General features: G+C 71.3%; 21 protein-coding genes and 1 pseudogene. 8 read left to right on the top strand and 14 right to left on the bottom strand.

Annotation, left to right across the window (positions count from 1 at the left end; genetic code table 11):
• Window positions 1-105: 105 nt before the first annotated feature.
• Window positions 106-840, bottom strand: a complete 735-nt coding sequence (locus QUY26_RS14785; protein WP_289946749.1) for an isocitrate lyase/PEP mutase family protein — start codon at window positions 838-840, stop codon at window positions 106-108.
• Entirely contained in the window at window positions 837-1,391 is a 555-nt protein-coding gene (locus tag QUY26_RS14780; RefSeq protein WP_289946747.1) for a carboxymuconolactone decarboxylase family protein, read from the bottom strand. The genes QUY26_RS14785 and QUY26_RS14780 overlap by 4 nt, the downstream gene beginning before the upstream one ends.
• A gap of 47 nt (window positions 1,392-1,438) precedes the next feature.
• Here QUY26_RS14780 and QUY26_RS14775 point away from each other — a divergent pair, with 47 nt between their 5' ends.
• From QUY26_RS14775 to QUY26_RS14765, 3 genes are all read left to right on the top strand, one after another.
• Complete coding sequence (locus QUY26_RS14775; protein ID WP_289946746.1) at window positions 1,439-2,872, top strand: PLP-dependent aminotransferase family protein; 1,434 nt, start codon at window positions 1,439-1,441, stop codon at window positions 2,870-2,872.
• Window positions 2,873-3,213: 341 nt separating this feature from the next.
• On the top strand, window positions 3,214-9,645 hold the full coding sequence (locus tag QUY26_RS14770; RefSeq protein WP_289946744.1) for an RHS repeat-associated core domain-containing protein: 6,432 nt from the start codon (window positions 3,214-3,216) through the stop codon (window positions 9,643-9,645).
• A 77-nt stretch (window positions 9,646-9,722) separates the two neighbouring features.
• The gene (locus QUY26_RS14765; protein WP_289946743.1) at window positions 9,723-10,520 is read left to right on the top strand and encodes a hypothetical protein; all 798 of its coding nucleotides are present in this window, start codon (window positions 9,723-9,725) and stop codon (window positions 10,518-10,520) included.
• 27 nt (window positions 10,521-10,547) lie between these two features.
• Here the strand turns inward: QUY26_RS14765 and QUY26_RS14760 are convergent, their stop codons facing one another.
• Entirely contained in the window at window positions 10,548-11,390 is an 843-nt protein-coding gene (locus tag QUY26_RS14760) for a hypothetical protein (RefSeq protein ID WP_289955728.1), read from the bottom strand.
• A gap of 272 nt (window positions 11,391-11,662) precedes the next feature.
• Between QUY26_RS14760 and QUY26_RS14755 the strand changes: the two are divergent.
• Window positions 11,663-11,815 (top strand): annotated as a pseudogene (locus tag QUY26_RS14755) (glutathionylspermidine synthase family protein); the annotation flags it as partial.
• 15 nt (window positions 11,816-11,830) lie between these two features.
• Here QUY26_RS14755 and QUY26_RS14750 read toward each other — a convergent pair.
• From QUY26_RS14750 to QUY26_RS14740, 3 genes are all read right to left on the bottom strand, one after another.
• Window positions 11,831-12,841 (bottom strand): hypothetical protein, encoded by a 1,011-nt coding sequence (locus QUY26_RS14750; protein WP_289946738.1) that lies wholly within the window; start codon window positions 12,839-12,841, stop codon window positions 11,831-11,833.
• A 2-nt stretch (window positions 12,842-12,843) separates the two neighbouring features.
• Window positions 12,844-13,350, bottom strand: a complete 507-nt coding sequence (locus QUY26_RS14745; RefSeq protein ID WP_289946736.1) for a hypothetical protein — start codon at window positions 13,348-13,350, stop codon at window positions 12,844-12,846.
• Window positions 13,351-13,522: 172 nt separating this feature from the next.
• A complete protein-coding gene (locus tag QUY26_RS14740; RefSeq protein WP_289946734.1) occupies window positions 13,523-13,924 on the bottom strand; it encodes a winged helix-turn-helix transcriptional regulator in 402 nt (133 codons plus the stop codon).
• A gap of 165 nt (window positions 13,925-14,089) precedes the next feature.
• On the opposite strand from QUY26_RS14740, the gene QUY26_RS14735 reads away from it, so the two are divergent.
• A complete protein-coding gene (locus QUY26_RS14735; protein ID WP_289946732.1) occupies window positions 14,090-14,737 on the top strand; it encodes a hypothetical protein in 648 nt (215 codons plus the stop codon).
• 1 nt (window position 14,738) lies between these two features.
• Here the strand turns inward: QUY26_RS14735 and QUY26_RS14730 are convergent, their stop codons facing one another.
• Window positions 14,739-16,061: an MFS transporter gene (locus tag QUY26_RS14730; RefSeq protein ID WP_289946731.1), complete on the bottom strand. Its 1,323-nt coding sequence runs from the start codon at window positions 16,059-16,061 to the stop codon at window positions 14,739-14,741.
• A gap of 220 nt (window positions 16,062-16,281) precedes the next feature.
• Between QUY26_RS14730 and QUY26_RS14725 the strand changes: the two genes are divergently transcribed.
• Complete coding sequence (locus QUY26_RS14725; RefSeq protein WP_289946730.1) at window positions 16,282-17,214, top strand: LysR family transcriptional regulator; 933 nt, start codon at window positions 16,282-16,284, stop codon at window positions 17,212-17,214.
• Window positions 17,215-17,230: 16 nt separating this feature from the next.
• Here the strand turns inward: QUY26_RS14725 and QUY26_RS14720 are convergent, their stop codons facing one another.
• From QUY26_RS14720 to QUY26_RS14705, 4 genes are all read right to left on the bottom strand, one after another.
• Complete coding sequence (locus QUY26_RS14720; RefSeq protein ID WP_289946728.1) at window positions 17,231-17,599, bottom strand: hypothetical protein; 369 nt, start codon at window positions 17,597-17,599, stop codon at window positions 17,231-17,233.
• A 120-nt stretch (window positions 17,600-17,719) separates the two neighbouring features.
• Window positions 17,720-18,595 carry a polysaccharide deacetylase family protein gene (locus tag QUY26_RS14715; protein ID WP_289955727.1) on the bottom strand — a complete coding sequence of 292 codons (876 nt, stop codon included), beginning with the start codon at window positions 18,593-18,595 and terminating at the stop codon, window positions 17,720-17,722.
• A 161-nt stretch (window positions 18,596-18,756) separates the two neighbouring features.
• Entirely contained in the window at window positions 18,757-19,182 is a 426-nt protein-coding gene (locus QUY26_RS14710; RefSeq protein WP_289946724.1) for a hypothetical protein, read from the bottom strand.
• 145 nt (window positions 19,183-19,327) lie between these two features.
• Window positions 19,328-20,206, bottom strand: coding sequence for a hypothetical protein (locus QUY26_RS14705; protein WP_289946722.1), 879 nt, complete (start codon window positions 20,204-20,206; stop codon window positions 19,328-19,330).
• Window positions 20,207-20,261: 55 nt separating this feature from the next.
• Here QUY26_RS14705 and QUY26_RS14700 point away from each other — a divergent pair, with 55 nt between their 5' ends.
• The gene (locus QUY26_RS14700; protein ID WP_289946719.1) at window positions 20,262-20,438 is read left to right on the top strand and encodes a hypothetical protein; all 177 of its coding nucleotides are present in this window, start codon (window positions 20,262-20,264) and stop codon (window positions 20,436-20,438) included.
• 183 nt (window positions 20,439-20,621) lie between these two features.
• Here the strand turns inward: QUY26_RS14700 and QUY26_RS14695 are convergent, their stop codons facing one another.
• The 3 genes from QUY26_RS14695 to QUY26_RS14685 are packed head-to-tail and all read right to left on the bottom strand — an operon-like array spanning window position 20,622 to window position 22,449.
• The gene (locus tag QUY26_RS14695; RefSeq protein WP_436840333.1) at window positions 20,622-21,335 is read right to left on the bottom strand and encodes an MBL fold metallo-hydrolase; all 714 of its coding nucleotides are present in this window, start codon (window positions 21,333-21,335) and stop codon (window positions 20,622-20,624) included.
• Window positions 21,336-21,388: 53 nt separating this feature from the next.
• Complete coding sequence (locus QUY26_RS14690; RefSeq protein WP_289946716.1) at window positions 21,389-21,616, bottom strand: DUF397 domain-containing protein; 228 nt, start codon at window positions 21,614-21,616, stop codon at window positions 21,389-21,391.
• Entirely contained in the window at window positions 21,613-22,449 is an 837-nt protein-coding gene (locus QUY26_RS14685) for a helix-turn-helix domain-containing protein (RefSeq protein ID WP_289955726.1), read from the bottom strand. The genes QUY26_RS14690 and QUY26_RS14685 overlap by 4 nt, the downstream gene beginning before the upstream one ends.
• Before the next feature lie 138 nt (window positions 22,450-22,587).
• Here QUY26_RS14685 and QUY26_RS14680 point away from each other — a divergent pair, with 138 nt between their 5' ends.
• Window positions 22,588-23,010, top strand: a complete 423-nt coding sequence (locus QUY26_RS14680; protein WP_436840332.1) for an ATP-binding protein — start codon at window positions 22,588-22,590, stop codon at window positions 23,008-23,010.
• Window positions 23,011-23,121: the final 111 nt, after the last annotated feature.

Genomic DNA, 23,121 nt, shown 5'->3' with positions numbered 1-23,121 from the left:
GCACCGGCGAGATCTTCAGCCCCTCCGGCGTTTGAGGAGCGGGGGTCTGGGGGCGGAGCCCCCAGGTTCGGGAAGGGGCGGGGTCGGGGAATGCCCCCGCAGGGCCTACCCCAGCTCCGCCACGATCCCCCGCAGCGCCTCCATCGCCCGGAACAGCAGACCCGGCCCGAAGGTGACCCGCGTGGCCCCGAGCGAACCCAGTTCCTTGGGCGAGGGCCCGCCCGGCAGGAAGACGACGTTGAGGGGCCCCTCGATCCCGTCCCGCAGGGCGGGGAGCACGTCGACCGGTGCCTTGATGACGTAGACGCAGTCGGCCCCGGCCTCGACGTAGAGCCGGGCCCGCCGCAGCGTCTCGTCCAGATCCGCGACCCCACGGATGTACGTGTCCACGCGGGCGTTGACGAACAGCTCGCCCCCGGCGACGTCCCGCACGGCGGCGAGGTAGTCGGCCTGCTCGTGCGGGTCCTTGAGGGCCCCGGCGGCAGCGTCCCCGCCGCCCCGGGAGTCCTCCAGGTTGCACCCGACGACCCCGGCGTCGAGCAGCCGCCCGACGAGCTTGCGGGCGGGCAGCCCGTACCCGTCCTCGACGTCCGCGCTGACCGGCACGGACACGGCGCGGGCGATCCGCGCGACGGCCTCGAACATCTCCAGCGGCGGCACGGCCCCGTCGGCGTACCCGAGGGACGCGGCGACGCCCGCGCTGGGCGTGGCGAGGGCGGGGAACCCGGCCTCCTCGAAGACACGGGCGCTGGCCGCGTCCCACGGTCCGGGCAGGACGAGCGGATCACCGGGCGCCCGCCCGTGGTGCAGCGCCCCGAACGCCTCGGCGCCGGCGGTCACTTGGCCGCACCGGCCTCGGCGGCGGGCCGGTGCGCGGTGGAACCCGGCGTGTAGTGGCCCGGCACCATGCGGGTGGTCACCGCGAAGCGGTTCCAGCCGTTGATGAGGGTGATCGCCGCGATCAGGTGGGCGAGTTCGGTGTCGTCGAAGTGCCGGGCCGCGCGCTCGTACACCGCGTCCGGCACGAAGCCGTCGGTGAGGACGGTGACGGCCTCGGTGAGCTCGATCGCCGCGATCTCCCGCGCGGTGTAGAAGTGCTTGGACTCCTCCCAGGCGCTGAGCTGGACGATCCGCTCCACGGTCTCGCCCGCGGCGAGCGCGTCCTTGGTGTGCATGTCGACGCAGAACGCGCAGTGGTTGATCTGGGAGGCGCGGATCTGGACGAGTTCGAAGACGACCGGGTCGACGCCCTTCTTGGCCGCGGCGGCGAGCCGGATCATGGCCCGGTACGCGTCGGGGGCCAGCTCGGCCATGTTGAGGCGGGGGGTGTGCTCGGGGAGGCGGTCGGTGTGGGCGTGGGGAGTCGAGTTCGTCGCACTGGTCGTCGTCATGCCGTCGAACCTACGCCGCGATTAGCCCACAGGTATGGTCCATTCCTATGGATGATTCCTGGGCCAATCGGGGTGACGAGAGCGGTTCCGGCAACGGCGGCTGGAGCGTCGACCTCCATCTGGACACGGCGGGCACGGGAGCCCGCTCGGGGGTCCGCAAGAGCCTCACGGACGCCTTGCGCGAGGCGGTGCGGGGCGGCCGCCTCGCCCCCGGGACCCGTCTCCCCTCCTCCCGCACGCTCGCCGTGGACCTGGGCGTCGCCCGCAACACGGTCGCCGACGCGTACGCGGACCTGGTCGCCGAGGGCTGGCTCACGGCCCGGCAGGGCTCGGGCACCCGGGTCGCCGAGCGCGAGGTGCCGCGCCCGGTGGCGCCCGCGCGCACGCCGAGGACGGGCGGCGCCCCGCTGTACAACCTGATGGCGGGCACACCGGACCTGGCCTCGTTCCCGCGCGCGGGGTGGCTGAAGGCGGCCCGCCGCGCGCTCGCCGCCGCCCCCGACGACGTACTCGGCTACGAGGACCCGCGCGGCCGCGTCGAACTGCGCACCGCCCTCGCCTCCTACCTCGCCCGCGCCCGTGGCGTGCACGCGGACCCGGACCGGATCGTCGTCGTGCCCGGCTTCGCCCACGGCCTGACCCTGCTCGGCGAGCTGTTGCACGCGCGCGGGCTCCGGACCGTCGCCGTGGAGTCGTACGGACTCGACCTCCACTGGGAGCGGCTCGTGCGCAGCGGCCTTCGCACCGTCCCGCTCGGCTTCGACGAACTCGGCACCCGCACGGAGGGGTTGGCGGACCACCGGGCCGTCCTGATGACCCCCGCCCACCAGTTCCCGATGGGCGTGCCGCTGCACCCCGACCGGCGGGCGGCGGCCGTCGACTGGGCGCGGCGCGCGGACGGGCTGATCCTGGAGGACGACTACGACGGGGAGTTCCGCTACGACCGGCAGCCGGTCGGCGCGCTTCAGGGGCTCGACCCCGACCGCGTGGTCTACCTCGGCACGGCCAGCAAGTCGCTGGCCCCCGGCCTTCGGCTGGCGTGGATGGTGCTGCCCGCCGAAATCGCCCTGGAGGTCGCCGAGTTGAAGTACTCGGCGGGGGCCGCCTGCAGCTCCCTGGACCAGGTGACGCTGGCGGAGTTCCTGACGTCCGGAGCGTACGACCGGCATGTCCGGGCCGCCCGGCTGCGCTATCGGCGGCGGCGGGACCAGTTGGTGGCCGCGCTCGCCGACCGGGCGCCGGAGGTGCGGGTCACCGGGATCGCGGCGGGGCTCCACGCGGTGGTGCGGCTCCCGCCGGGGTCGGAGCAGGCTGTGGTCCAGGCCGCGCACTGGCAGCGGCTCGCGCTTCAGGGGGTGTCGCGGTTCCGGCATCCCCTGGCCACTGCTCCTTCGGAGGATGCGCTGGTCGTGGGGTACGGGACGCCGCCGGACCACGCGTGGGTGGCGGCGCTCGCCGCGTTGTGCCGCGCCTTGCCCTGACCTCGGCCGGGGCTGCGCCCCTTTCCCCCTGATCGGAGCTCCACGCCTCGCCCTCAAACGCCGGGCGGGCTGAAATTCCCCGCCTCGGCCTCAAGTCGAGCGGGTCCCGGTGCGGCCGAGATCTCCGCTCTTGTCGTGACGAGAGGTCAACTGCCCGACTTCTGCTGGCAGTTGACCCGAGCTCGCGCACCTGTCTAGAACTCCTCCCAGTTTTCCGTTCACTGCTCCTGGAATTCCACGGGGCGGCACTCCGTGCTGCCCGCATTCGGAAGCGCAGAGAGGTAGTCGGCACAGTGAGAACTGGTCATCGCGGGCCGTTAGCCGCCCTCGTCATCTCGGCGGTGGTCGCCACGGCGCTGCCGCAATTCGCCTTCGCGTCGGAGCCCGACGCCGTACCGGAACAGCCGCAGAGACAGGGGCAGGAAGACGCCCCGGAACCCCGGGCCGACCCGCCCAAGGACTCACCCAAGCGGACCTATCCCCGCAACTCGCCGCTCCTGAAGGTCACCTACGGCGCGGCCGGTGCCACCGCCATCAAGGCCCCCTCGGTCGTCCACGCCACCGGCCCCGAACTCTCCTGGCCCAAGGCCAAGGGGCACGACGTCGTCGGCTATCAGCTGCACCGCTCCCCGAAGGCCGACTTCCGCCCGACGACCTCGACCCTCGTGGCCGACCTCGGCAAGGGGGCCACGCGCCACCGGGACACCACCACCGCACCGACCCCGCAGTCGAGCCGCACCGAGACCGGGCGCCGCTACGCGTACCGGGTCCTGGTGAAGACCAAGGACGGCCGGCTGCTGGGTTCGCCGGTGCGGCGCGTGGGCGTACCGAAGGCGGGCCACACCCTCCGCGTCACGGCGGCGGACAAGGGCGCGGGGAAGGCCCGGGACGCGCTGGAGTTCTCGATGGCGGGGATCCCGGAGAGGGCCCGTGTCCTCGACGCTCGGGTCCACCTGCGGGCCGGGAACGGCAAGGACCTCTCCCGGGACGCCACGGCCCTCGCCCGCCGCTGGCTCAAGGACCCGAAGGCCGGCAAGGGCCTGCCGGTGAAGGCGGAGGCGGCCGACCCGGGCCGCGCCCGCCTCAGTGTCGTCTACGCGACCCCCACCCCCTGGGACACCTACTACGCCCCGGGCACCCCCACCCGCATGACCGCCCGCAACACCTACCCGGTGACGGTCACGGTCACCAACACGACGACCTCGGCCTGGCCCGCGGGCGAGCGGCAGCTCAGCTACCGGTGGGCGTTCCCGGACGGCTCGGACGCCACGTCCGGCGACAACCAGCTGCGGACGGACGTCCCGGCCCTCGCGGCGGGCGCGTCCGCGACCGTGCGGGCCGAGGTCAAGGCCCCGCCCGTCGACGGCAACCGCCGCGCGGGATTCACCCTGACCTGGGACGTCTACAACAAGGCCGACGACACCTGGCTGTCGCAGAAGCCCGGCATCGGCGGCCTCGCCCAGGCGACGGCCGTCGAGGACCCGACGGCGGACCGGCTCGGCCTGGAGAAGTACCACGCGTACACGGGCAAGAACACCGGCGCGGGCTCGACCCTGATGTCCAACGTCGGTTCGGGCAACGCCGTCTGGTCCTACGACGCGTTCAGCAACCCGGGCCGCGGCATCAACACCTTCGCGCGCTTCACGTACAACGCCCAGGACACCTCCGACGGGCAGCTGGGCCACGGCTGGTCGGCGCAGGCGTCGGGGCCGCTGCGGCTCGGCGCCGTGCTCGACTTCCACCCGGACGTGAATCCGGGCGAGGCGTACGTCGTCGACGGCGACGGCACCCAGCAGATCTTCCGCAAGGACGGGGGCGGGGAGTGGAAGCCCTCGCCCGGGTACCACTACCGCCTGAAGGCCAAGGACGGCGCGCGCACCTCGTGCCTGCCGGGCGTCGACCCCGAGGTGCCGGACGCCTGGACGCTGACACGGCCGGACGGCACCCGCTTCCTGATCGGCTGTGACGGCTATCTGACCTCGGTCGTCGACAAGAACGGCAACACACAGACGTACGAGTACGAGCTGCGCGACTCCGGCAACCGGCGCGTGAAGTTCCTGACCGCGATCAAGGACCCGTCGGCGCGCACCACGCTGCGGCTCGACTACTACCGGCCGGGCGACGCCACGTACGAGTACATCGACGACAAGGGCGAGAAGGCCTCCGGCAAGGACCTCTGGAACCCGAGGATCTACGACCACCTGAAGTCGGTCACGGACGTGTCGGGGCGCAAGGTCGCCTTCCACTACACGCAGAAGGGCCATCTCGGCCGCCTCACCGACGGCGACGGATCGGCGCAGCCCAAGGTCTTCAAGTTCACGTACGACGCGACGCAGGGCGCCAAGAACCCGAAGCTGACGAAGGTCACCGACCCGCGCGGCCACAGCACCGGCCTCGACTACTCGGTCACCGCCGAGACCGACTACCGCTGGTCCACGAAGACGGTCACCGACCGCCTCGACGGCACGACGGACTTCACGTACAAGAAGCGGCAGGGCGGCGGCGACGAGACCAGGGTCACCGACGCCGAGCGGCACTCCTCCACCTATGAGACCGACGACGGCGACCGGCCGGTCAAGGTCGTCAACGCCAAGTCCGAGTACACGAAGATGAGCTGGGACGGCGACAACAACGTCACGCTGCTTGAGGAGAACAACGGCGCGAAGACGGCCTACTGCTACGACGAGAAGACCGGCTACCCGCTGTGGGAGCGGTCGGCGGAGGAGAACAAGGACGGCGTGCCGCCCGCGGCGGACTGCGCCCCGGGCAAGTACCCGGCCCACTCGGTGCGCTACGCGTACGACACTCGCGAGGACGGATACGTCGCCGACCTGCGGAAGAAGACCTCGGCGGAGAACCGGACCTGGGAGTTCGGCTACGACGGCAAGGGCAACCTGAAGAAGGTCACCGACCCGAAGGGCGTGGCGACCCCCGCGGACGGCGACTACACGACGACCTACGACTACGACGCGTACGGCCAGCTGACCAAGTCCACCGACGCCAACGGCAACCCCACGCTCTACTCGGACTTCGCGCCCTCCGGCTACCCGCGCACCACCACGGACGCGCTCAGCAAGGTCACGCAGACCGAGTACGACGAGCGCGGCCAGGTCACCGCCGTTGTCGACGCGCTGGGCAAGAAGACCACCCAGACCTACGACACCTACGGCCGCCCGCTGGTCTCGAAGGTCCCGAAGGACCAGGCGGCGGGCGAGTACATCACGACCCCGGCGCCCGTGTACGACCCGAACGACAACGTCGAGAAGTCCACCGCCCCGAACGGCGCGGTGTCGACGGCCGTCTACGACAAGGCCGACCAGGTCACGTCCGCCACCGCGCCCAAGGACACGGACTCCTCCGGCGAGCGGAAGACGGTCTACACGTACGACAAGGTCGGCAACCTGCGCACGACCACGGAGCCGAAGGGCGTGGCGACCCCGTCGACCCCCGACGACTACGTCACGACCCACTCCTACGACGAGATCTACCAGCTCACCTCGGTCGTCAACGCCAAGAAGGAAAAGGTCAGTTACCTCTACGACGGCGTGGGCAACTCGGTCCGCGTCATCGACCCGAAGAAGAACGCCACCTCCGACCCCGACGACTACACCACCAAGACCGACTACGACATGAACCACCGGGTCGTCGCGGTCACGGACGCGGCCGGGCGCACGACCAAGCAGGCCTACGACAAGGACTCCCTGGTCGTCTCGACGACCGACCAGGAGAACAACACCACCAAGAACCACTACGACGAGCGCGGCAAGCTCGCCGTGACCGAGGTCCCGCACACGGACAAGACGCTCCGCACGACGAAGTTCGGCTACGACGAGGTCGGCAACCGGATCAAGGTGTTCACGCCGCGCAGCGTGGCCGCCGACCGTCCCGACGCCTTCGTCGCCGAGACCACCTACGACGAACTCAACCGTCCCAAGCGGCAGATCCAGCCGTACGACCCGAAGGACCCGCGCTACAACCGGAAGGTCTGGACGGAGACGACGTACGACGCGGTGGGCCGGGTCGCGAAGGTCTCGATGCCGCCGTCCGAGGGCGAGCAGACCCGCAACGACACGGACTACCGGTACTACGACAACGGCTGGGTGAAGTCGTCCAAGGACGCCTGGAACATCACCACGACCTACGACTACAACAAGCTCGGTCAGCAGAGCGCCCGCCAGCTCACCTCCGCGGCGGGATCGTCCAGCCGCACCATGCGCTGGGGCCACTACCCGGACGGCAAGCTCAAGTCCCTCGACGACGACGGGATTCCGGTGGGCCGCAACGAGGTCCTGGGGGAGGCGGCCCAGAAGCGCGGGAGCGCCGGGTGGAAGCTGCCGATCCCGAAGTCGGGGACGTACACGGCGTACGCGGACCGCACGGGTGACGGCAAGGGCTGGGTGAAGCTGTCCACGAAGTCCTACAAGAAGAACGAGATCACGACGCTCACCGCCGCGGGCGCCTCCAAGGTCAAACTCGTCCGTGACGCCTCGGCGGAAGCGGACACGGAGAACAAGCGCTTCGCGTACGCCTACGACGTCAACGGCAACCTCACCTCGATCGACGACAAGTCGACGGGCACGAAGGTCGACGCGTACACGATCTCCTACACGGGCCTGAACCAGGTCGAGAAGGTCGTGGAGGCCCTGGCGGGCCAGGAGAAGAAGACCACGTCGTACACGTACGACGCGAACGGCCGGCCCGAGACCCTGACCCACCCCGACCAGTTCGCCAAGTACACCTACGACCTGCGCGAACTCGTCAAGACCGCCTCGGTCGGCAAGTCCGCGTCCGACACCTCCCCGAAGGTCACGTCGTACGACTACACCTGGCGCGGCGAGAAGAAACAGGAGACGAAGGCCAACAAGAACACCGTCGACTACGCCTACCACCTGGACGGCACCCTCAAGTCCCAGACGGAGAAGAAGCCGAACGGCACCCTCGTCTCCTCGCACACCTACGCCTACGACCCCAACGGCAACAAGGCGCGGGACGAGGCGAAGAAGATGAACGCCGACGACACGTCGAAGTACCTGTCGTCCACCACGGAGTACGCCTACGACCCGGCGGACCGCCTGTCGAAGTCGACCCGCACCGGTGACGGCGCGGGCACGGAGACCTACGTCCACGACGACAACGCGAACGTCATCTCGCAGACGGTGAAGGGGAAGACGACCACCTACGGGTACGACCGGAACCGCCTCCTGAAAGCCACGCAGGGCGGGGCCGAGGTCTGGTACCAATACGACCCCTTCGGCCGCCAGGAGTCGACGACGGCGGGCGGCAAGGTCGTGGAGCGCACCGCTTACGACGGCTTCGACCGCGTCAAGCAGCACGAGAAGGCGGACACCGGGTCCGGGGCCCTCAAGGCCACGAAGTACGCGTACGACCCGTTGGACCGCACCGCCAGCCGCACCGACGCCGACGGCAAGAAGACGGACTACAACTACCTGGGCATGTCGGGCGAGGTCCTGAGCGAGGACGTCGCGGGCAAGCTCGCCAAGTCCTACCAGTACAGCCCCTGGGGCCAGCGGCTCTCCCAGGTCAAGCGCACGGCGGACAACAAGACCGAGGACACCTACTACGGCTACAACAGTCACACCGACGTCGAGACCCTCACGGACAAGGACGGCAACACGAAGGCCACGTACGGCTACACGGCCTATGGCAGCGCCGACCCCGCCGACTTCACCGGCATCGACAAGCCGACGGCGACGGATCCGACGAAGGAGGCCTACAACTCCTTCCGCTTCAACTCCAAGCGCTGGGACAGTGCCTCCGGCACCTACGACATGGGGTTCCGGGACTACAGCCCCGGGTCGAACCGGTTCACGACCCGGGACATGTACACCGGCGCGCTCGCGGACATGGACCTGGGGTCCGACCCGCTGACGGGGAATCGGTACGCGTTCGGTGGCGGCAACCCCACGAGCTTCGTGGAGATCGACGGCCATCTGCCGTGCCGCGAGGGCATCAGAGAAGTGTGTGCGGGGGGCGCCGGAGCCGCTTCGACGGGTGTGCTGGCGCCCGCGGCCAAGAAGAACAAAGCTCCGGACAACGGAGGGAAGTCCAACGTCGGCTCTCGCTGCAGTGCCGCGGCCATGAAGTCGCTGAGCGCGCACGACGCGTCCGTCTGCCAGAGCGCGAAGGCCGCGAACGAGTGGGCCAAGAGCAACAAGGTCGCCGGCTACGTGACCATCGACCTCAACAAGGGAGCGATGGGCAACCTGCTTCCTGGGGCGAGTGGAAACAAGGCGGGCAACACCGGACGCGCGGACCTGATCTTCTGGGGGAAGGACGAGGTGTACATCTGGGAGGTGAAGCCCGGCAACGCGTACGGAAAGCAGGAGGGACCGAAGGACCTGGCCCGCTACGTGGACAGTCTGGAGCGCCACTTCGAAGCCGTCGGCGACGACCGAGAGGTACTGCCCGGCCCTGTGATCGCCACGAAGACGTTCAGCTCGCGGCAGGGGACGGGACGTGTCTGGTCCGCGAGTGACGATCCAGGGATGAGGTACTACGGGACGGACAAGAAGCGGAGCTCGCCCAGTCCCACTCCCAACCCGCGTCCTGACCCGAAGAACCTCTCCAAGCCCAGAGCCACACCCACTCCTGAACCGGCGCCCTCGGCCACGGGGACGTACGGACCGTCCTCGCCGGGCGCACGCGGCGGAGTCCCGGAGGGAACAGGGGCGGGCGCGACGCTGACCGCGATCACTCTGTGGACCCTGTGGGGCATCGCCAACACTCCGCAGTGTGCGGTAGGTATGTGCTGAATCGGCTTGTGATCACCGGCTGGTCGCGGCCGACATGACGTGTCGGTCGCGGTCGGCCGGCCCCGGGAGGTGTTGGGATGGACGTGCACATGGAGGTGTGGCTCGACGGCCCTGCGGCAGTCCGGGCCGCGCGGGCGAAGCAGTGGTTCGTCACGTGCGGGGACCGACTGTTCCCGGACTGCTCGTCTGCGAACACTGCTTGGTCCGCCTCCTTGGTGCGGCATGAGGACGACCCGCCCGAGATCTTCGAAGGAGCGGGGCGGCAGCACGAGTTCCTCGACGAGCTCGCTCGGCCTCATTACTGGGCGCAGCTGCAATTCGGCGACACGGGTGATGACGGCAGGGTGCGCAGTTCCGCGGCCTATCCGGCCGGGGATTTCACCGCGCTTTCCACAGCTGTGGACTGCGGAGGCCGGTCGTGGGCCGACACCCGCTTCTGCGAGCGCCTCGTGGAGACCGTGGTGGCGGCGGCGGACGAAGCCGATCCGACGTTCGGCCGTATCGAGTACCGCGAGTTCTCCGACCGGTCCAACCTCGACATCGCGCTTCGGCGCAAGAAGCGGGTGTTTCTGACCGAAGCACGCGACGTGCTGCGCGGATACGCGTGGGTGACGGTCTGCCCGGAGGGATTGCTCGGTCGTCTGGGCGGGCTGCGGGCCCTTGAATCGAGCGGGGCGTTCCATCGCGTGATTCCTCTTTCCGCGGGGGGCGCGGTGCTGCAGGCGTCGGGAACGATGGCCGGGTATACGGATCCCGTGATGGAGGGTGTTTTCGGGGCTCTGGCGCCTGTGCTTCCCGCCGGGGTCCCTTCTGACCACCCGGCCTTTCCGGGGGTCCGTTTCGTGCGCAGAGACGCACGGGCGATGGGCGCCTGACCGGCCGACAGCGGCGCTCGGCGGGGGCTAGCGCCCCGCCCCCACGGGAACCCCCTCCGGCGCCTCCCCGAACCGTGCCAGCGCCAGCGCCCCCGCCACGGCCACCGCGAACCCGAGGACCGCCAGCCACCCCAAACCCTCGCGGGTGCGGTCGCCGAGCCAGACGACGCCCACCAGGGCGGGGCCGATCGTCTCGCCGATGACCATGCCCGCCGTCGCGGCGGTGACCGAGCCGCGCTGGAGGGCGGAGGTGAGGAGGAGGAAGGCGGCGCCGCCGCCGACCAGGAGGGCGTAGGCGGCCGGGTTGGTGGCGAGCGCCCCCGGTGACACGTCGTCGATGAGGCGGACCGTGACCTCCACGACGCCGAAGCCGCAGCCCGCGCCGAGGCCGAGTGCCAGCGCCCGGCCCCGGTCGGGGAGGCGCCCGGCGGCGGCGCCGAGGAGGAGGACGGCGACGGCGACGGCGAGCATCACCCACCGGAGCGCCGTGGAGCCGGTCTCGTCCCCTTCCGCGCCGGAGGCGAGCCCGAGCATGGCCAGGCCCGCCGAGACCACCCCCACCGCACCCCACTCCGTCCCGCTGAGCCGCACCCGCAGCAGCCGCGCCGCGACCACCGCCGTCACGGCGAGCGACGCGGCGAGGGCGGCGCCGACCGCGTAGATGGGCAGGGAGCGCAGGGCGACGATCTGGAGGAGGAAGCCGAGGCCGTCGAGGGCGAGCCCGGCGACGTACCGCCACTGCCGCACGGCGCGCAGCAGGAGCGCCGGATCGACGCCGGAGCCCGTACCGGGCGCGGTCGCGCGCGCGGCGACCGCCTGGAGCACCGACGCCGTACCGAAGCAGACCGCTGAACCGAGCGCGCAAATCATCCCAAGAGACACGAAAGGACAGTAGATCAGGGGGCTTCCCGCGCCTCGTCGGCGGGGCGCGCCGCGTCGTCATCTACCCTGCGTCGTCGGTACGTTTCGTACACGCAACGGTATGCGCGACGAGTTGCGCAACGGGGGAGTGCAGCAAGGGCGACGGCGACTGGTACTGCGACGCCGACGTCAGCCGCGGGCTCTCACGCCGCTTCGTCGACAAGCGCCTCGGCTTCATCCGCTCCTGCTTCAAGCCGTATCCCCAAGAGGCCTGCTGCTAACAGGAGTTGGCTCCGCTGCCCGACTTCGGCGGCAACCGCGTCGTCCTCGGCGCGTGGGTGGTCGCGGGCGAGGCCGCGGGGCTCGGGATCCGGGAGTCGGCGGGGCTCGTCACGGACGAGTACGCGCGGTTCCTGCCGCACGTGATCCTGTGAGGCGCGGCGGGCGCGTCAGCCGAGGCGGGGCTGGGTGCCGGGGCGGAGCTCGATGCGGATGTCGTCGTCGTCCTTGATGACGTACGTCGGGTCGGTGGTCTTCTGCCAGTCGAGCGGCAGCAGGTAGTAGCGCTGGTCGCGCTCTATGAGCAGGCGCAGGCCGCTGTAGCGGTAGCGGTAGTGGGTGCCGCGGCCCAGGTCCTCCACCGCCGGGCCCGGTGGGGCGAAGCTCAGGCGGTCGGTGCTGAGGACGACCACGGCGACCCGGCGTACGAGGTGGTCGGCGTCGTGGCGGGCGTCGTGGCGGCCGCGCTCCCCGGCGACCAGGGCCACGACCCAGATGAGGAAGAGGCCCGCGGCCAGGAGGGATGCGGTGCGCCGCCAGGGCGGTGGAGGCGCGGCGCCCGCGGTCGTGGCGGCCCGGGTGTGGCCGAGCAGGAGGCCGACCGCCACGAGCAGCGGGGCCGCCCAGGCGTACGGCTGGATCCACCGCCACAGCAGCAGCAGGGCCGCTCCGGCGGCGATGAGGACGGCGTGGGCCCGCGCCACCGCCCGCCCGGCCTCGCGCAGCCGGCGCACCTGGTGTGCGGGGACGCGCAGCGCGGTGAGGATCCGGGGCAGGTAGGGGATGAGGAGGGTCAGGACGAGGACTTCCAGGGCGGGCAGGGCGGCGAGGCCCAGGCTGCGGACGACCAGTTCGAAGGTGTCGAAGCCGACGGCGAACGTGTCGAGGTGGAAGTGGCCGAAGTAGGCGTTGGTGTAGATGTAGCCCGCGTACAGCATCAGGGCACCGGCGAACGAGGCCGCGCCGACGACGGAGTTGACGAGTTCGGCGGGGCCGCCGGTGGGGGCGGAGGGCTCCGGCGGGGCGGCCGGGGGGCGGGGGCGGGTGGCCCGCCGCGCGCCGGGCGGACGCGGTGCGCGGGGCGTCCGCACCAGGCGCGGTGCGCGCGGCGCGGGCACCCCGGCGGCGCCAGGGGCGGCGGGTCGGCCCGCGCCGCCGCCCGGCGGTGGTGCGGCGCCCACGGTCAGGTCCCCCCGGTCGAGGCGCTGCCGCCGCCCGGCGCGACGGGCGATCCCGCCGGGCTCGTCCCCGGCGGCGGGGGCACCGGATCGGGCGTGTCCGGCGTGCGCGAGCACCGGTCGGTGCCGGGCTCCGGAGTCGTGCCCGGACTGCACCCGGGCGGCGCCGCGGGCGTCGACCCGGTGACTCCCGGCCCGGGCGCCCCGGCCGGACCCGTGTCCGTCGGCGGCGGCTTGACCGGCGGCACCCCGGGGTCGCCGCCCTGGGACCCGCCGCTGTCCTGGGCGCCGGGCGGCGCGCCGGGTGCGCCAGGGGAGGCGGTGGACCCGCTGGGCCCCGCCTGTGTGGAGACCGCGGCGGGGGCCGAAGACCCGCCCTGCCGCCCCGGCACCTTCCCTCCGGGGCCGTCGGAGCGGCCGCACGCGGCGGCTCCGAGGCCCAGGACCACCACCATGACGGCCGCGGAAACGGCTCCGCCGCCCCCGGCCACGCTCTTCTGGCGTATGCGCATCGTTCCCCCTCACACCGGAATGTCCTCACAGTGCGTGACGGAAGGATGGCACCGGTCGTGGGGGCTGCCCAGGCCCAGGACGTGAATTCACCCCTGTGCGCACCGAGTTGAGGGATGGCGAGAAGCCCGCCGCCGTGCTAAGCGGCGGCTTCCCGCTCCCAGCGGCTTCCCGTTACCCGGCGGACTCCCTCTGCCCCGCGTCGAACCGGCTGCGGGCCGTCTCGATCTCCGCCATGTACCGGTGCGTCCAGTCGCACATGCCGTCGATGGCGCGGAGCAGCGCGGTGCCCGCCTCGGTGAGGCGGTACTCGACGCGGGGCGGCACGGTGGGGTGGACGGTGCGGTGGACCACGCCGTCGCGTTCGAGGCCGCGCAGGGTCTGGGTGAGCATCTTGTGGCTGATGCCGTCGACGGCGGAGCGCAGTTCGGTGAAGCGCAGGGTGCCCTCGCCGAGGGAGCTGACGATGAGGATGGCCCACTTGTTGGCGAGGCCGATGAAGACCTCGCGGGCGAGCGCGTCGGTGCGCGCCACCTCCGCCGCGTCGGCGCCGCCCTCGATCTGCCGGAAGCTCACGGGGTTCTCCTCCCACCGGGACGTGCCGGAACGTGCCTGCGTGACACCGTGAGCGTACGTCGACGAGGGGGCCGGGGCGGCGGGGCGCCGGCCCACAGGGCACCATGGGCGGTCGCAATGATCAGAGCGCCGTGGCGGACACGGCGTGGAACCACGGGGAAACACATGAGCACTCTGCGCGGTAGCGGTAGCGGCAACGGCAACGGTCTGCGGAAGTACCGGTCCTTCGGTCTGGCGGCCGTCGGCCTGGCCACCGCCCTCGCGGTGACCGCCTGCGGCCCGTCCGACGACTCGGACAAGGGCGGGAAGCCCGGCGCGTCGAAGGCCGCCGACGAGGCGCCGAAGAACCTGAAGCTCGGCCAGGCGGGCCCGGTGCAGGAGATCACCAGCTACAAGAAGACCGGCAAGTTCTCGATCACGCCGACGAAGGTGTCGCTGGGCGAGCCCGAGGACCTCAAGGAGCTGGACGACCCGAAGAAGTACAAGGACAAGAAGATCGCCTGGATCTATGTGAAGGCCAAGCACGTCGGCGGCCCCGACATCAAGGAGGCCAAGCCGATGAGCGACGTCGGCGCCGAGACCGACGCGGGCGCGCCCGCGACCCGGTTCATCGTCATCGGCTCGCTGGAGAGCGCGCCGAAGGACTGCAACCAGTTCAACGGCGCGAAGGAGCTGGGCAGCGACGACATCTGGAAGAAGGGCGAGGAGCGCACCGTGTGCGAGCCGTACCTGATTCCGGTGACCGCGAAGGTCAAGAACGTGACGTACTCGCAGGGCTTCTACAAGGAGCCCATCAAGTGGGCCGTGCGATAGCTCAGGGCTGAGCGGCCGCGCTGGGCCGCGCGGTGGCTCCGCGCAGGAGCAGCGGGGTCACGAGCAGGAGCAGGCCCGCCGCGGCGACGGCCGTGCGCGGGCCCGCGACCGTGGCGAGCAGCCCCCAGAGCGCGGTCAGCGCGGCGACCGTCGCCTTGCTGGTGACGGACCACGCCGACAGCGTGCGGGCGATCCGGTCGGGCGGGGTCCGTTCCAGGCGGTACGTGGCGCACACCGGGTTGAAGACGCCCATGCAGGTGATCAGGCCGAACTCGACGGCCATGACGAGGGCGAGCCCGGTCGGCCCCGGGTGCACGAAGGCCAGGCCCACGGACCAGCAGGCGCGCAGCGTCCCGACGGTGCGCAGGACGGCCCGCTCGCCGTGGCGCCGGACCACGGCGGGGGACAGGCGCGCGCCGACGAGCCCGCCGAGGCAGGGCAGCGCGAACGCCAGGCCGTATTGCCAGGGCGCGAAGCCGAGCGGGCCGAGCATGAGGACGGCCAGCGGCGGGGCGGTGGCCATGATGAGCCCGCTGACCAGGACGGTGTTGAGGAACAGGGGGCGCAGGGCCGGGTCGGCGAGGAGGAAACGCCAGCCGTCGGCGAGATCGCGGGGGCGGATCCGAGGTGGCCCGCTCTCTGTGGCTACGGCCCCGTCCGCGCTCGTACGCGAGGCCGCTGCCGTCCGCGATGGCGTGGCCGTACGCCCTGCCGTGGCCGCAGGCCGTGCCTCACCCCCGCCGATCGCCCGGATCCCCGCCGCCGAGAGCAGATAGCTCACCGCGTCCGCCGCCACCGTCACGACCGGCCCGAACGCCCCCACCGCCGCCCCGCCGAGCGGTGGCCCGAGCGCGGTCGCGGTCCAGGACGTGGACTCCAGGCGGCCGTTGGCCCTGAGCAGCTCGGCCGGGGGCACGAGCGCCTTCAGGCAGGCGCCGGCGGCGGCGCTGAAGGCGATGTCGGCGGCGGCCACGACCACCGCGACGACCAGGAGGTGGGCGAAGGTGAGGCGACCGAGGGCGTGGGCGGCGGGCACGGTCAGCAGGGCCGCGCACCGGACGAGGTCCGCCGCGATCATCACGGGCCGTTTGCGCCGGTGCTCCGCCCACGGCCCGAGCGGCACCGCCACCGCCGCGCCCACGGCGAGCCCGGCGGCGGAGAGCAGCGCCACCTGCCCCGTCCCGGCGTGCAGCACGAGCACCGCGATGAGCGCGAACGCGTCGAAGGCGAACCGGGTGCCGAAGGAGCTGATCGCGTACGCGGCCCACAGCCAGCGGAACCCGCGCCCCAGCGAGACCCGCTCGCGCACCGCCCCGACCACCACCCGAGCCCCCCTTCACAGCTGTCCCGACCGCTCACCGTCGTCCCGACCACTCCGCCGTCCCGACCGCTCACCGCCGTCCCGACCGCTCACCGCTGTCCCGACTGCTCACCGCCGTCCCGACCACTCCGCCGACCGGCATCAAAACGAGGCCTCCCACCCCGGGGCAAACAACCGCCCGCCCCCGCCGCACAACCCCCGGTTGTGTCCTTAGGGTGTCGGCGTGGATCTCAACGCCGTACGCACGTTCCTCGCCGCCGCCGAGTCCGGGCAGTTCCAGGAGGCCGCCGTCGATCTCGGGATCACGCAGCAGGCGGTGTCCAAGCGGGTGGCCGCGCTGGAGAAGGAGCTGGGGGCGCGGCTCTTCGACCGGACGCCCAGGGGTGCCCGGCTCACGATCGACGGGCAGGCGTTCCTGCCGCACGCGCGGGCGCTCGCCCTCGCCGAGGAGCGGGCTGCGGCGTCGGTGCGGCCCGGGAAGCGGCCGCTGCGCGTGGACGTGGTGGGGCGCCGGGTCGCGACGGCGGGTCTGGTGCGGGACTTCCACCGGGCGCACCCGGAGATCGAGCTGGACATCGTGACGTTGTACGGAGTGGACGCGGCGGTGGCGGCGCTGGAGTCGGGTGAGATCGACGCGACGTTCCGGGCGGTGACCATGCCGGGGCGGCGGCTCCCGGACGGTATCGCGGCGATGCCGGTCCTCGACGAGCCGATGCACCTGTTCACGGGGCCCGCGCACGAGTTCGCCGCCGAGAGCGTGATCGCCCCGGAGCGCCTGGCGGGGCAGCGGATCTGGATGCCGGGCAACGAGGCGGGCACGGAGTGGGCGGCGTACTACGACGCGCTCGCGGCGACGTTCGGCTGTGTGATCGAGACGCTGGGCCGCCCGAACTTCGGCATCGAGTTCCTGCTGGACACCATCGCGGATTCGAAGACGCTCGCGACGTTCCTCAGCGAGCGGACACCGCTGGTCTGGCCCGCCGGGCACGACCTGCGCCTGATCCCGCTGCGCGACCCGACGCCGGTCTACGCCCACTCGCTGCTCTGGTACGACACCAATCCGCACCCCGGCCTCGCGGTGCTCCGCGACCATCTCGCCGCCGCCGGGCTCGCCCACGACGGCACGGACACATGGCGGCCGACGTGGGCGAGATGAGGGTCGGCTCCGGGCGTCAGCCCAGGAAGCAGGCCGACACGTAGCCGACGACGCCGGTGCGCTTGTTCTGGACGAGCTGCCAGGCGACGGTGTGGCTGCCGTCGGGGCACTGGACGCGCGGGCCCGAGTCGGCCTGGTACCAGTACGCGCAGTCGCCCTGGTTGGCCCAGCCGACGTGGCTGCCGCCGGGCTTGTTGCGCATGTGGATGCTGGTGCCCTTGAAGTCGGTGTGGGGGCCGCCGTGCTCACAGGCGGCGAGGGCCCGGTCGACGGCGGCCGGGGCGGTGGGCGTGGCTGCGGCGGCGTGCCCGGTGGTGAACGGGGCCATGAGCAGAGCGGCGCCCGCCATCGCCAGGGCGGCCGTCCTCTTGGTTCGCTTCATCATGAACATAACCGTTCCGAACCGAGGCGGGCCCGACAAGAAGGCGCGACCCGCACCTGCCCGTCCGTGGGAGTGATTCACCGCAGCGCGCGCCCCCCGCCCGGCCGCCCGCGCCCCGCATGGCTAGTCCCGAGCGCCCCGCGTGCCCCGATGGTGCTCGGCGATCTCGTCCGACGTGGTCACCCACACCCCCGGGTGGTTCACCACGTACTCCAGGGCCTGGTCGAGGTACTTGGCGCGGAATGCCTGGCCGATGACGAAGGGATGCAGGGCCAGCGCCATCACGCGCCCGCTGTCGGCCGCGTCCGCGTCGGCGTGCAGCTGGTCGAGCTGGTCCTTCACGATCTGGACGAAGTCGGGGCCGGTCATGCTGTGGCCGACGAAGAGGTTGATGTCGTTGAGTTCGACGGAGTACGGGACGCCGAACATGCCGGGGACGTTCAGGTCGAAGGGCTGGTCGTCGTTCGTCCAGTCCAGGACGTAGTCGAGGCCGAGTTCCTTGATCAGCCGCGGGGTCCGGAAGGTCTCCGTCAGGGCGGGCCCCATCCAGCCGCGCGGCCGCGTCCCGGTGGTCCGCTCGATGGTCTCCACGACGTCCGTCAGGTACGTCCGCTCCTCGTCCTCCGTCATGTCGGCCTGGAAGATCGAGTTGTTCTTGCCGTGCGCGAGCCAGGCCCAGTCGCGCTCGCGCCCCGCCCGGACGATCTGCGGATAGCGGTCGCCCACGTCGGAGTTGAGCAGCACGCTGGCCCGCACCCGGTGCCGGTCGAGGCTCTCCAGCGTCCGCCAGAAGCCCACGCGCGGCCCGTAGTCCCGCCAGCCGTAGTTCAGCGGGTCCGGGGTGAGGTGCGCGGTGCCGGGGAACGTCGACGTCGACGGCTTGTCGACCTCGTAGTGCTCGATGTTGAGCCCCACATAGAAGGCGACCTTGGCGCCGCCCGGCCACTGGATCGGCTCGCGCTCGACGATGGGGCTGTAGTCGTAGAGCTTGTTGTCCATCTCGCTCACCTCGGAACGCTCGCTGCGGACTGCTGTCCGCTGTCTGTCGTGGGCGGGGGCCCGCCCACGACAGACATCCTCAAACGTTCACACTGATGTGAGGGTCAAACGATCGCGGCCGCTCTCCTTCCGCTCTCCTTCCACACCCGCGTGTGTGCCCCTCACTTCACTTCCACGGTGACCTTCCACGACCGGATCACGGCCGGGCAGGCGTAGCCGGGGTCGGGGACGCAGCTGCCTCCCGCGTTGACCGTGGCGGTGCCGACGCCGTCCGCGCTCAGGTCGGCGCGGGCGCCGCCGTCCGGCGTGGTGCTGCCCCCGGTCTTGTGGAGCACGTCGGGGTTGTCGGTCTCCGGGATGCTCCACGTCCACCGGACATGGCCCTCGCGGATGGAGGCGAGCCTGACCTCGACGGTGTCCCCGAGGGCGACGGTCACGGTCCGGCCGTCGTCCGCGTTCGTGAGGACGGCCCTTCCGGCCGCCGCCCGCGCCTCGGTCTGCGCGGTGGCCGGTACAGCGGCGACGGCGAACGCGGCGAGAGCGAGGCCTGCGGCCAGCGGGACGGCGCGGTACGTCGATGACTTCATGGTTTCCCCAGGGTGTGCGTGGCGGTTCGGATCCGTGAGCGCGGGCAGGAGGGCCCGCGCCCAGAGATCAGAATCGGCCGCACCCGGGCCCCGCTTGCGGCTTTGGCCGACAAACACCCTGATTGGGTGAGCTGGGGGTGTTACGTCATGGGGTGACCGCCGAGCGTCCCGCCCGCAGTGCCGCCCGCACGCCCGGTGCGCCCCGGGCCGCCGCGCCCGCCCCGGCCCACCCGCCCCCGGCGTCCGCCCGACCCGCCTCGGCCCGTTCCCTGCGGCACTCCCCGCACCGGTCCTCCCCGGCGACGGGCCGGAACAGAGTCGGGCTCCCGTGGGGGCCCGCGCACTCCCGCAACGCGGCGACCTGCGGCTGCTGCTCCCGGCGCGGCGGCGCGGGGTCCCTGAGCAGGGAGCGGACCAGCCCGCCCGGCCTGTGGATCACCTGATGCCTGCCGGGCAGGCCCCGCCGGATCTCGTCCCGTACGTCGTCGGGGCTGTGCCCCAGCGCAAGCCACTGCACTGCCAGCGCGGCGAGCTGCGCCAGCATGCCGCGCGGCACGCGCAGGCGTGGGTCCAGGTCCGGCAGGCCCTGGATGATCCGGTCCGCGACGGTCTGGTCAGCCTGCGGCAAGTCGACCGCGGGCGGGGGAGGTTGGGGGGTGTTCTCCGGGGGTGTTGCGTCTGGATGACGACCGACGGCCCGACCCGTCGGCTGGCCGACCGTCGGAAGTTCGGCACTCGGAGCGGGGCCCCGTAAGGCGGCGGCCTGCTCCGCGTCGAGCGGTACGTTCGAGATGAGCTGGCGGGTCGCCCACCGGCCCCGTTCGCGCTGCTCGCGCCATTCGTGGAGGTAGCCCTCGGCCTTGAGCTGCGCCTTGGCCCGGTTGAACCCGGTCCGCCCGATGCCTGCGCTGCGCGCGGTGGCGGAGAGGGTTTCGTACGCCCCGTCGGGGAGGGAGAGCTGCCAGGTCAGGAGCCGGACCGCGTCCGAGCTGAGCCGGGGGTGGCGGAGGATCTCGTTCGGCACCTGGGAGAAGAAACGCGCAGGGGCGATAACATGGCGATGCATTTTCGGTGCTCCGATGCAGGCACTGGAAATGAAGGCCCTCGCCGCTGGCGGCAACCAGCACGGGGGCCGTTTAGTTGTGGTTACGGTACATCAACTTGCGTGTACGGAACGTCACTTCGCCCGGCATCCGGACGACGCACCGCAGCAGTTCGCCGCCGCAGTCGCCGCGCTTCTGGCCGAACCCTGCTGAGGGTTCTTGGAGCCGTGGCCGGGTCCTGGTGGCCCTGGCCGCCAGGCCAGGCGACGGCTTGTCCCTCGGGGGTGACGGTGATCTCGAAGCGTTCGAGCCCGGGCGCGCCGTCCTCTTCGGCCCCGGAGCGATCACCGCCGCTGGCCGCTTCGTGCACTTCCTGTGCCGCCGCAACCGGGCGACCTAGCCGATGGAGAAGGTGGCACTGGGGGCGGCGTAGTCGACGGGACCATCGAACCGCGCCGAGGCACGCGCCACCGCTTGCTGCGGCGTGAGAGAGCGGCCGACGTGTGTGACGATCAGTCGGCCCGCCCCGGCCGAGCCGGCTGTGTCGCCGGCGTCCTCGGGAGTGTGGTGCACCGGTTCGCCCTCGGCTGGTGCCTCTGTGCTATCGGCTTCGCACAGCAGCACGTCGCATCCCTCGGCCAGCTCCGTGAGACTCGGGCACGGTGCCGTGTCTCCGGAGTACACCAGCGACTTGCCTGCCGCCTCGATGCGCACGGCGAAGGCCGGAATCCCGTGTGACACCGCCCGGCTGGTCAGTTGGAGCGAACCAACGGCCGCCCGATGCCCGTCGTGCAACTCGGTAACTGTGAAGGCAGATTCGATCGGGCTGCGAGCCGGAGTGTTGGTGAGGAAACCGGCCAGCCGGTCGGCGATTCCAGGCGGACCGTAGAGAGGGATCGGCGCTGCGAGGCGGATGTCCGCGTACAGCGCGCCGTAGTACGCGGTGAGCAGGTCCGCGCTGTGATCGGCGTGCAGATGCGAGATCCAGATCGCATCGAGCTCATCCAGCCGCACATGACGCTGGAGCGGGCCGAGCGTCCCGCTGCCCGCATCCACCCAGATACGGGTGTCCTCGCTCGACACCAGATAGCCCGAGCACGGATTGTCCACGCTCGGATGGGGCGTCGCGCTGCCCAGAACCGTCAGGTGAAGAAGCTCGGGTCTCACTTCGCGGCGCCGTCTATGAACTCCGCCCAGGCGCCGGGCGTGAGGGTGAGGCGGGGGCCGTCGGGGTTCTTGGAGTCGCGGATGAGGATGGCTTCCAGGGTGGCGGCCACTTCGACGCACTCGGGCTCATCGGCGGTGCTGTGGCTGCTCTTGCGCCAGGCAACTTCGACGCAGTCGGGCCCGTCGGCGGTGCTGTAGCTGCTCTTGACCCACTCCAGTGTCATGTCTTTCCCCGCACTTCTTCGATGAAGTCCCGCGATTCCTGAGGCGTGAGGGCCTGCGCCCGGATCATGCCATAGCGCATGTCGAGGATCTGGAGCTCGCGTGGGTTAGTGATCACTCGGCTGATGAGCTGAACGGCTAGGTGCCCGATGGTGGTTCCGCTCTTGAGCTTGAACAGGGACAGCGACCCGCCTAGCCCGGCGTTCTCCTCGCGGTCCAGCGGCAAGACCTGAATAGTCACGTTCCGCAACTGCCCAACCTCCAACAGGTGTTCGAGCTGCCTGCGCATCACCAGTCTGCCCCCGTTGGCGCGGCGCAATGTCGACTCGCACTGCACGAAGCTGAAAACAGGCAGTCCTGACGCATCATCGACGATGCCCTGCCGCGACATGCGACCGGCCACGCGCCGTTCTACTTCCTCCTCCGGGAAGGGAGGTTGCCGATTCCGGACCTCGGCCTGTGCGTACTCCTCCGTCTGCAACAGCCCATGGATCACCGAGTTGTTGTATGTGCACAGCTCCAGCGCCTGGGCCTCAAGCTTGGCCAGGTCCCGCACCTTCTTCGGGTACCGGACCTTCTCCGCGTCGGGCTTCAGCCCTCTCAGATGACCGCCCGCGTTCAAGACCTCATCAGCCCGATCCAAGAACTCCGGCCTGGGAATCCGCGCCCCGCGCTCCACCTTGTGGATCAGGTTCTCCCCGTACCCCATCAACTCCCCGAACTGCACCACCCGCAGCCCTGCCGCCTCCCGCCAGAACTTCACCTGGCGCCCGATGAGCTCGGCGACCGCGCTCGACTCGTCGTCGGAGTCGACCTCCCAACCGACCTCATCCATGCCCTCGTTGCCGTCCAAAGCCGCCTCCCGGTGGGGTCACGGGTACGTTCGGTACGGGTGGGGACACCCTCGTACAGCCACCGGACGTACAGGAATCGTCACTGTTCAGGCTAGGTGTCAGCCGCCACGCTGAGTCACGTGAACTCAGAAATCACCCGAACCGTGCGTTCCGCCGCACAGCCAGTGCACCGCTTCCGCGCTCAGCTGCCCGCCACGTGGCGCGGCGCCCGCAGGGCAAGACTGCTCGGGGCAGAGCAACTGCAAGCATGGGGACTCCCGTTCGAGGCTGCGGCACACATCCTCGCCGAGCTGGCGACGAACGCGGCGGTGTACGGGCGCGTGCCCGCGCGGGACTTCAGGATCGAGCTGACGGCGGCCGAGGGCGTGCTGCGGATCGAGGTGGCGGACACGCGCGGTGACCGGCTGCCGGTCGTACGGGAGCCGGACGCGGACGACGAGTCGGGCCGGGGTCTGCTGATCGTGGACGCGCTGGCGGACCGGTGGGGCGTGGAGCTCGGTCCTGAGCCGCTGAAGACGGTGTGGGCGGAGCTGGACGTCTGAGATCGGCCGCCACCCGGGACGGAATGGAGTGCTGACGGGAGGTGTGGGAGGAGGCGCCGTACTCGTGCGGCCATCGGGGCCGCCTGCGGAGATCCCCTGGTCCTGGTGCGG

The sequence above is a fragment of the Streptomyces flavofungini genome, from assembly GCF_030388665.1.
GTDB lineage: Bacteria > Actinomycetota > Actinomycetes > Streptomycetales > Streptomycetaceae > Streptomyces > Streptomyces flavofungini_A.
The sequence above is the reverse complement of the archived record's forward strand: the minus strand, read 5'-3'. Positions and strand labels throughout refer to the sequence as shown.

Coding starts and splice junctions, on each gene's coding strand:
- QUY26_RS14775 (WP_289946746.1), top strand. CDS start 1,439: ATGGATGATTCCTGGGCCAATCGGGGTGACGAGAGCGGTTCCGGCAAC.
- QUY26_RS14760 (WP_289955728.1), bottom strand. CDS start 11,390: ATGATTTGCGCGCTCGGTTCAGCGGTCTGCTTCGGTACGGCGTCGGTG.
- QUY26_RS14780 (WP_289946747.1), bottom strand. CDS start 1,391: ATGACGACGACCAGTGCGACGAACTCGACTCCCCACGCCCACACCGAC.
- QUY26_RS14685 (WP_289955726.1), bottom strand. CDS start 22,449: ATGGATGAGGTCGGTTGGGAGGTCGACTCCGACGACGAGTCGAGCGCG.
- QUY26_RS14690 (WP_289946716.1), bottom strand. CDS start 21,616: ATGACACTGGAGTGGGTCAAGAGCAGCTACAGCACCGCCGACGGGCCC.
- QUY26_RS14710 (WP_289946724.1), bottom strand. CDS start 19,182: ATGAAGTCATCGACGTACCGCGCCGTCCCGCTGGCCGCAGGCCTCGCT.
- QUY26_RS14720 (WP_289946728.1), bottom strand. CDS start 17,599: ATGATGAAGCGAACCAAGAGGACGGCCGCCCTGGCGATGGCGGGCGCC.
- QUY26_RS14715 (WP_289955727.1), bottom strand. CDS start 18,595: ATGGACAACAAGCTCTACGACTACAGCCCCATCGTCGAGCGCGAGCCG.
- QUY26_RS14735 (WP_289946732.1), top strand. CDS start 14,090: ATGAGCACTCTGCGCGGTAGCGGTAGCGGCAACGGCAACGGTCTGCGG.
- QUY26_RS14765 (WP_289946743.1), top strand. CDS start 9,723: ATGGACGTGCACATGGAGGTGTGGCTCGACGGCCCTGCGGCAGTCCGG.
- QUY26_RS14700 (WP_289946719.1), top strand. CDS start 20,262: ATGCAGGCACTGGAAATGAAGGCCCTCGCCGCTGGCGGCAACCAGCAC.
- QUY26_RS14745 (WP_289946736.1), bottom strand. CDS start 13,350: ATGCGCATACGCCAGAAGAGCGTGGCCGGGGGCGGCGGAGCCGTTTCC.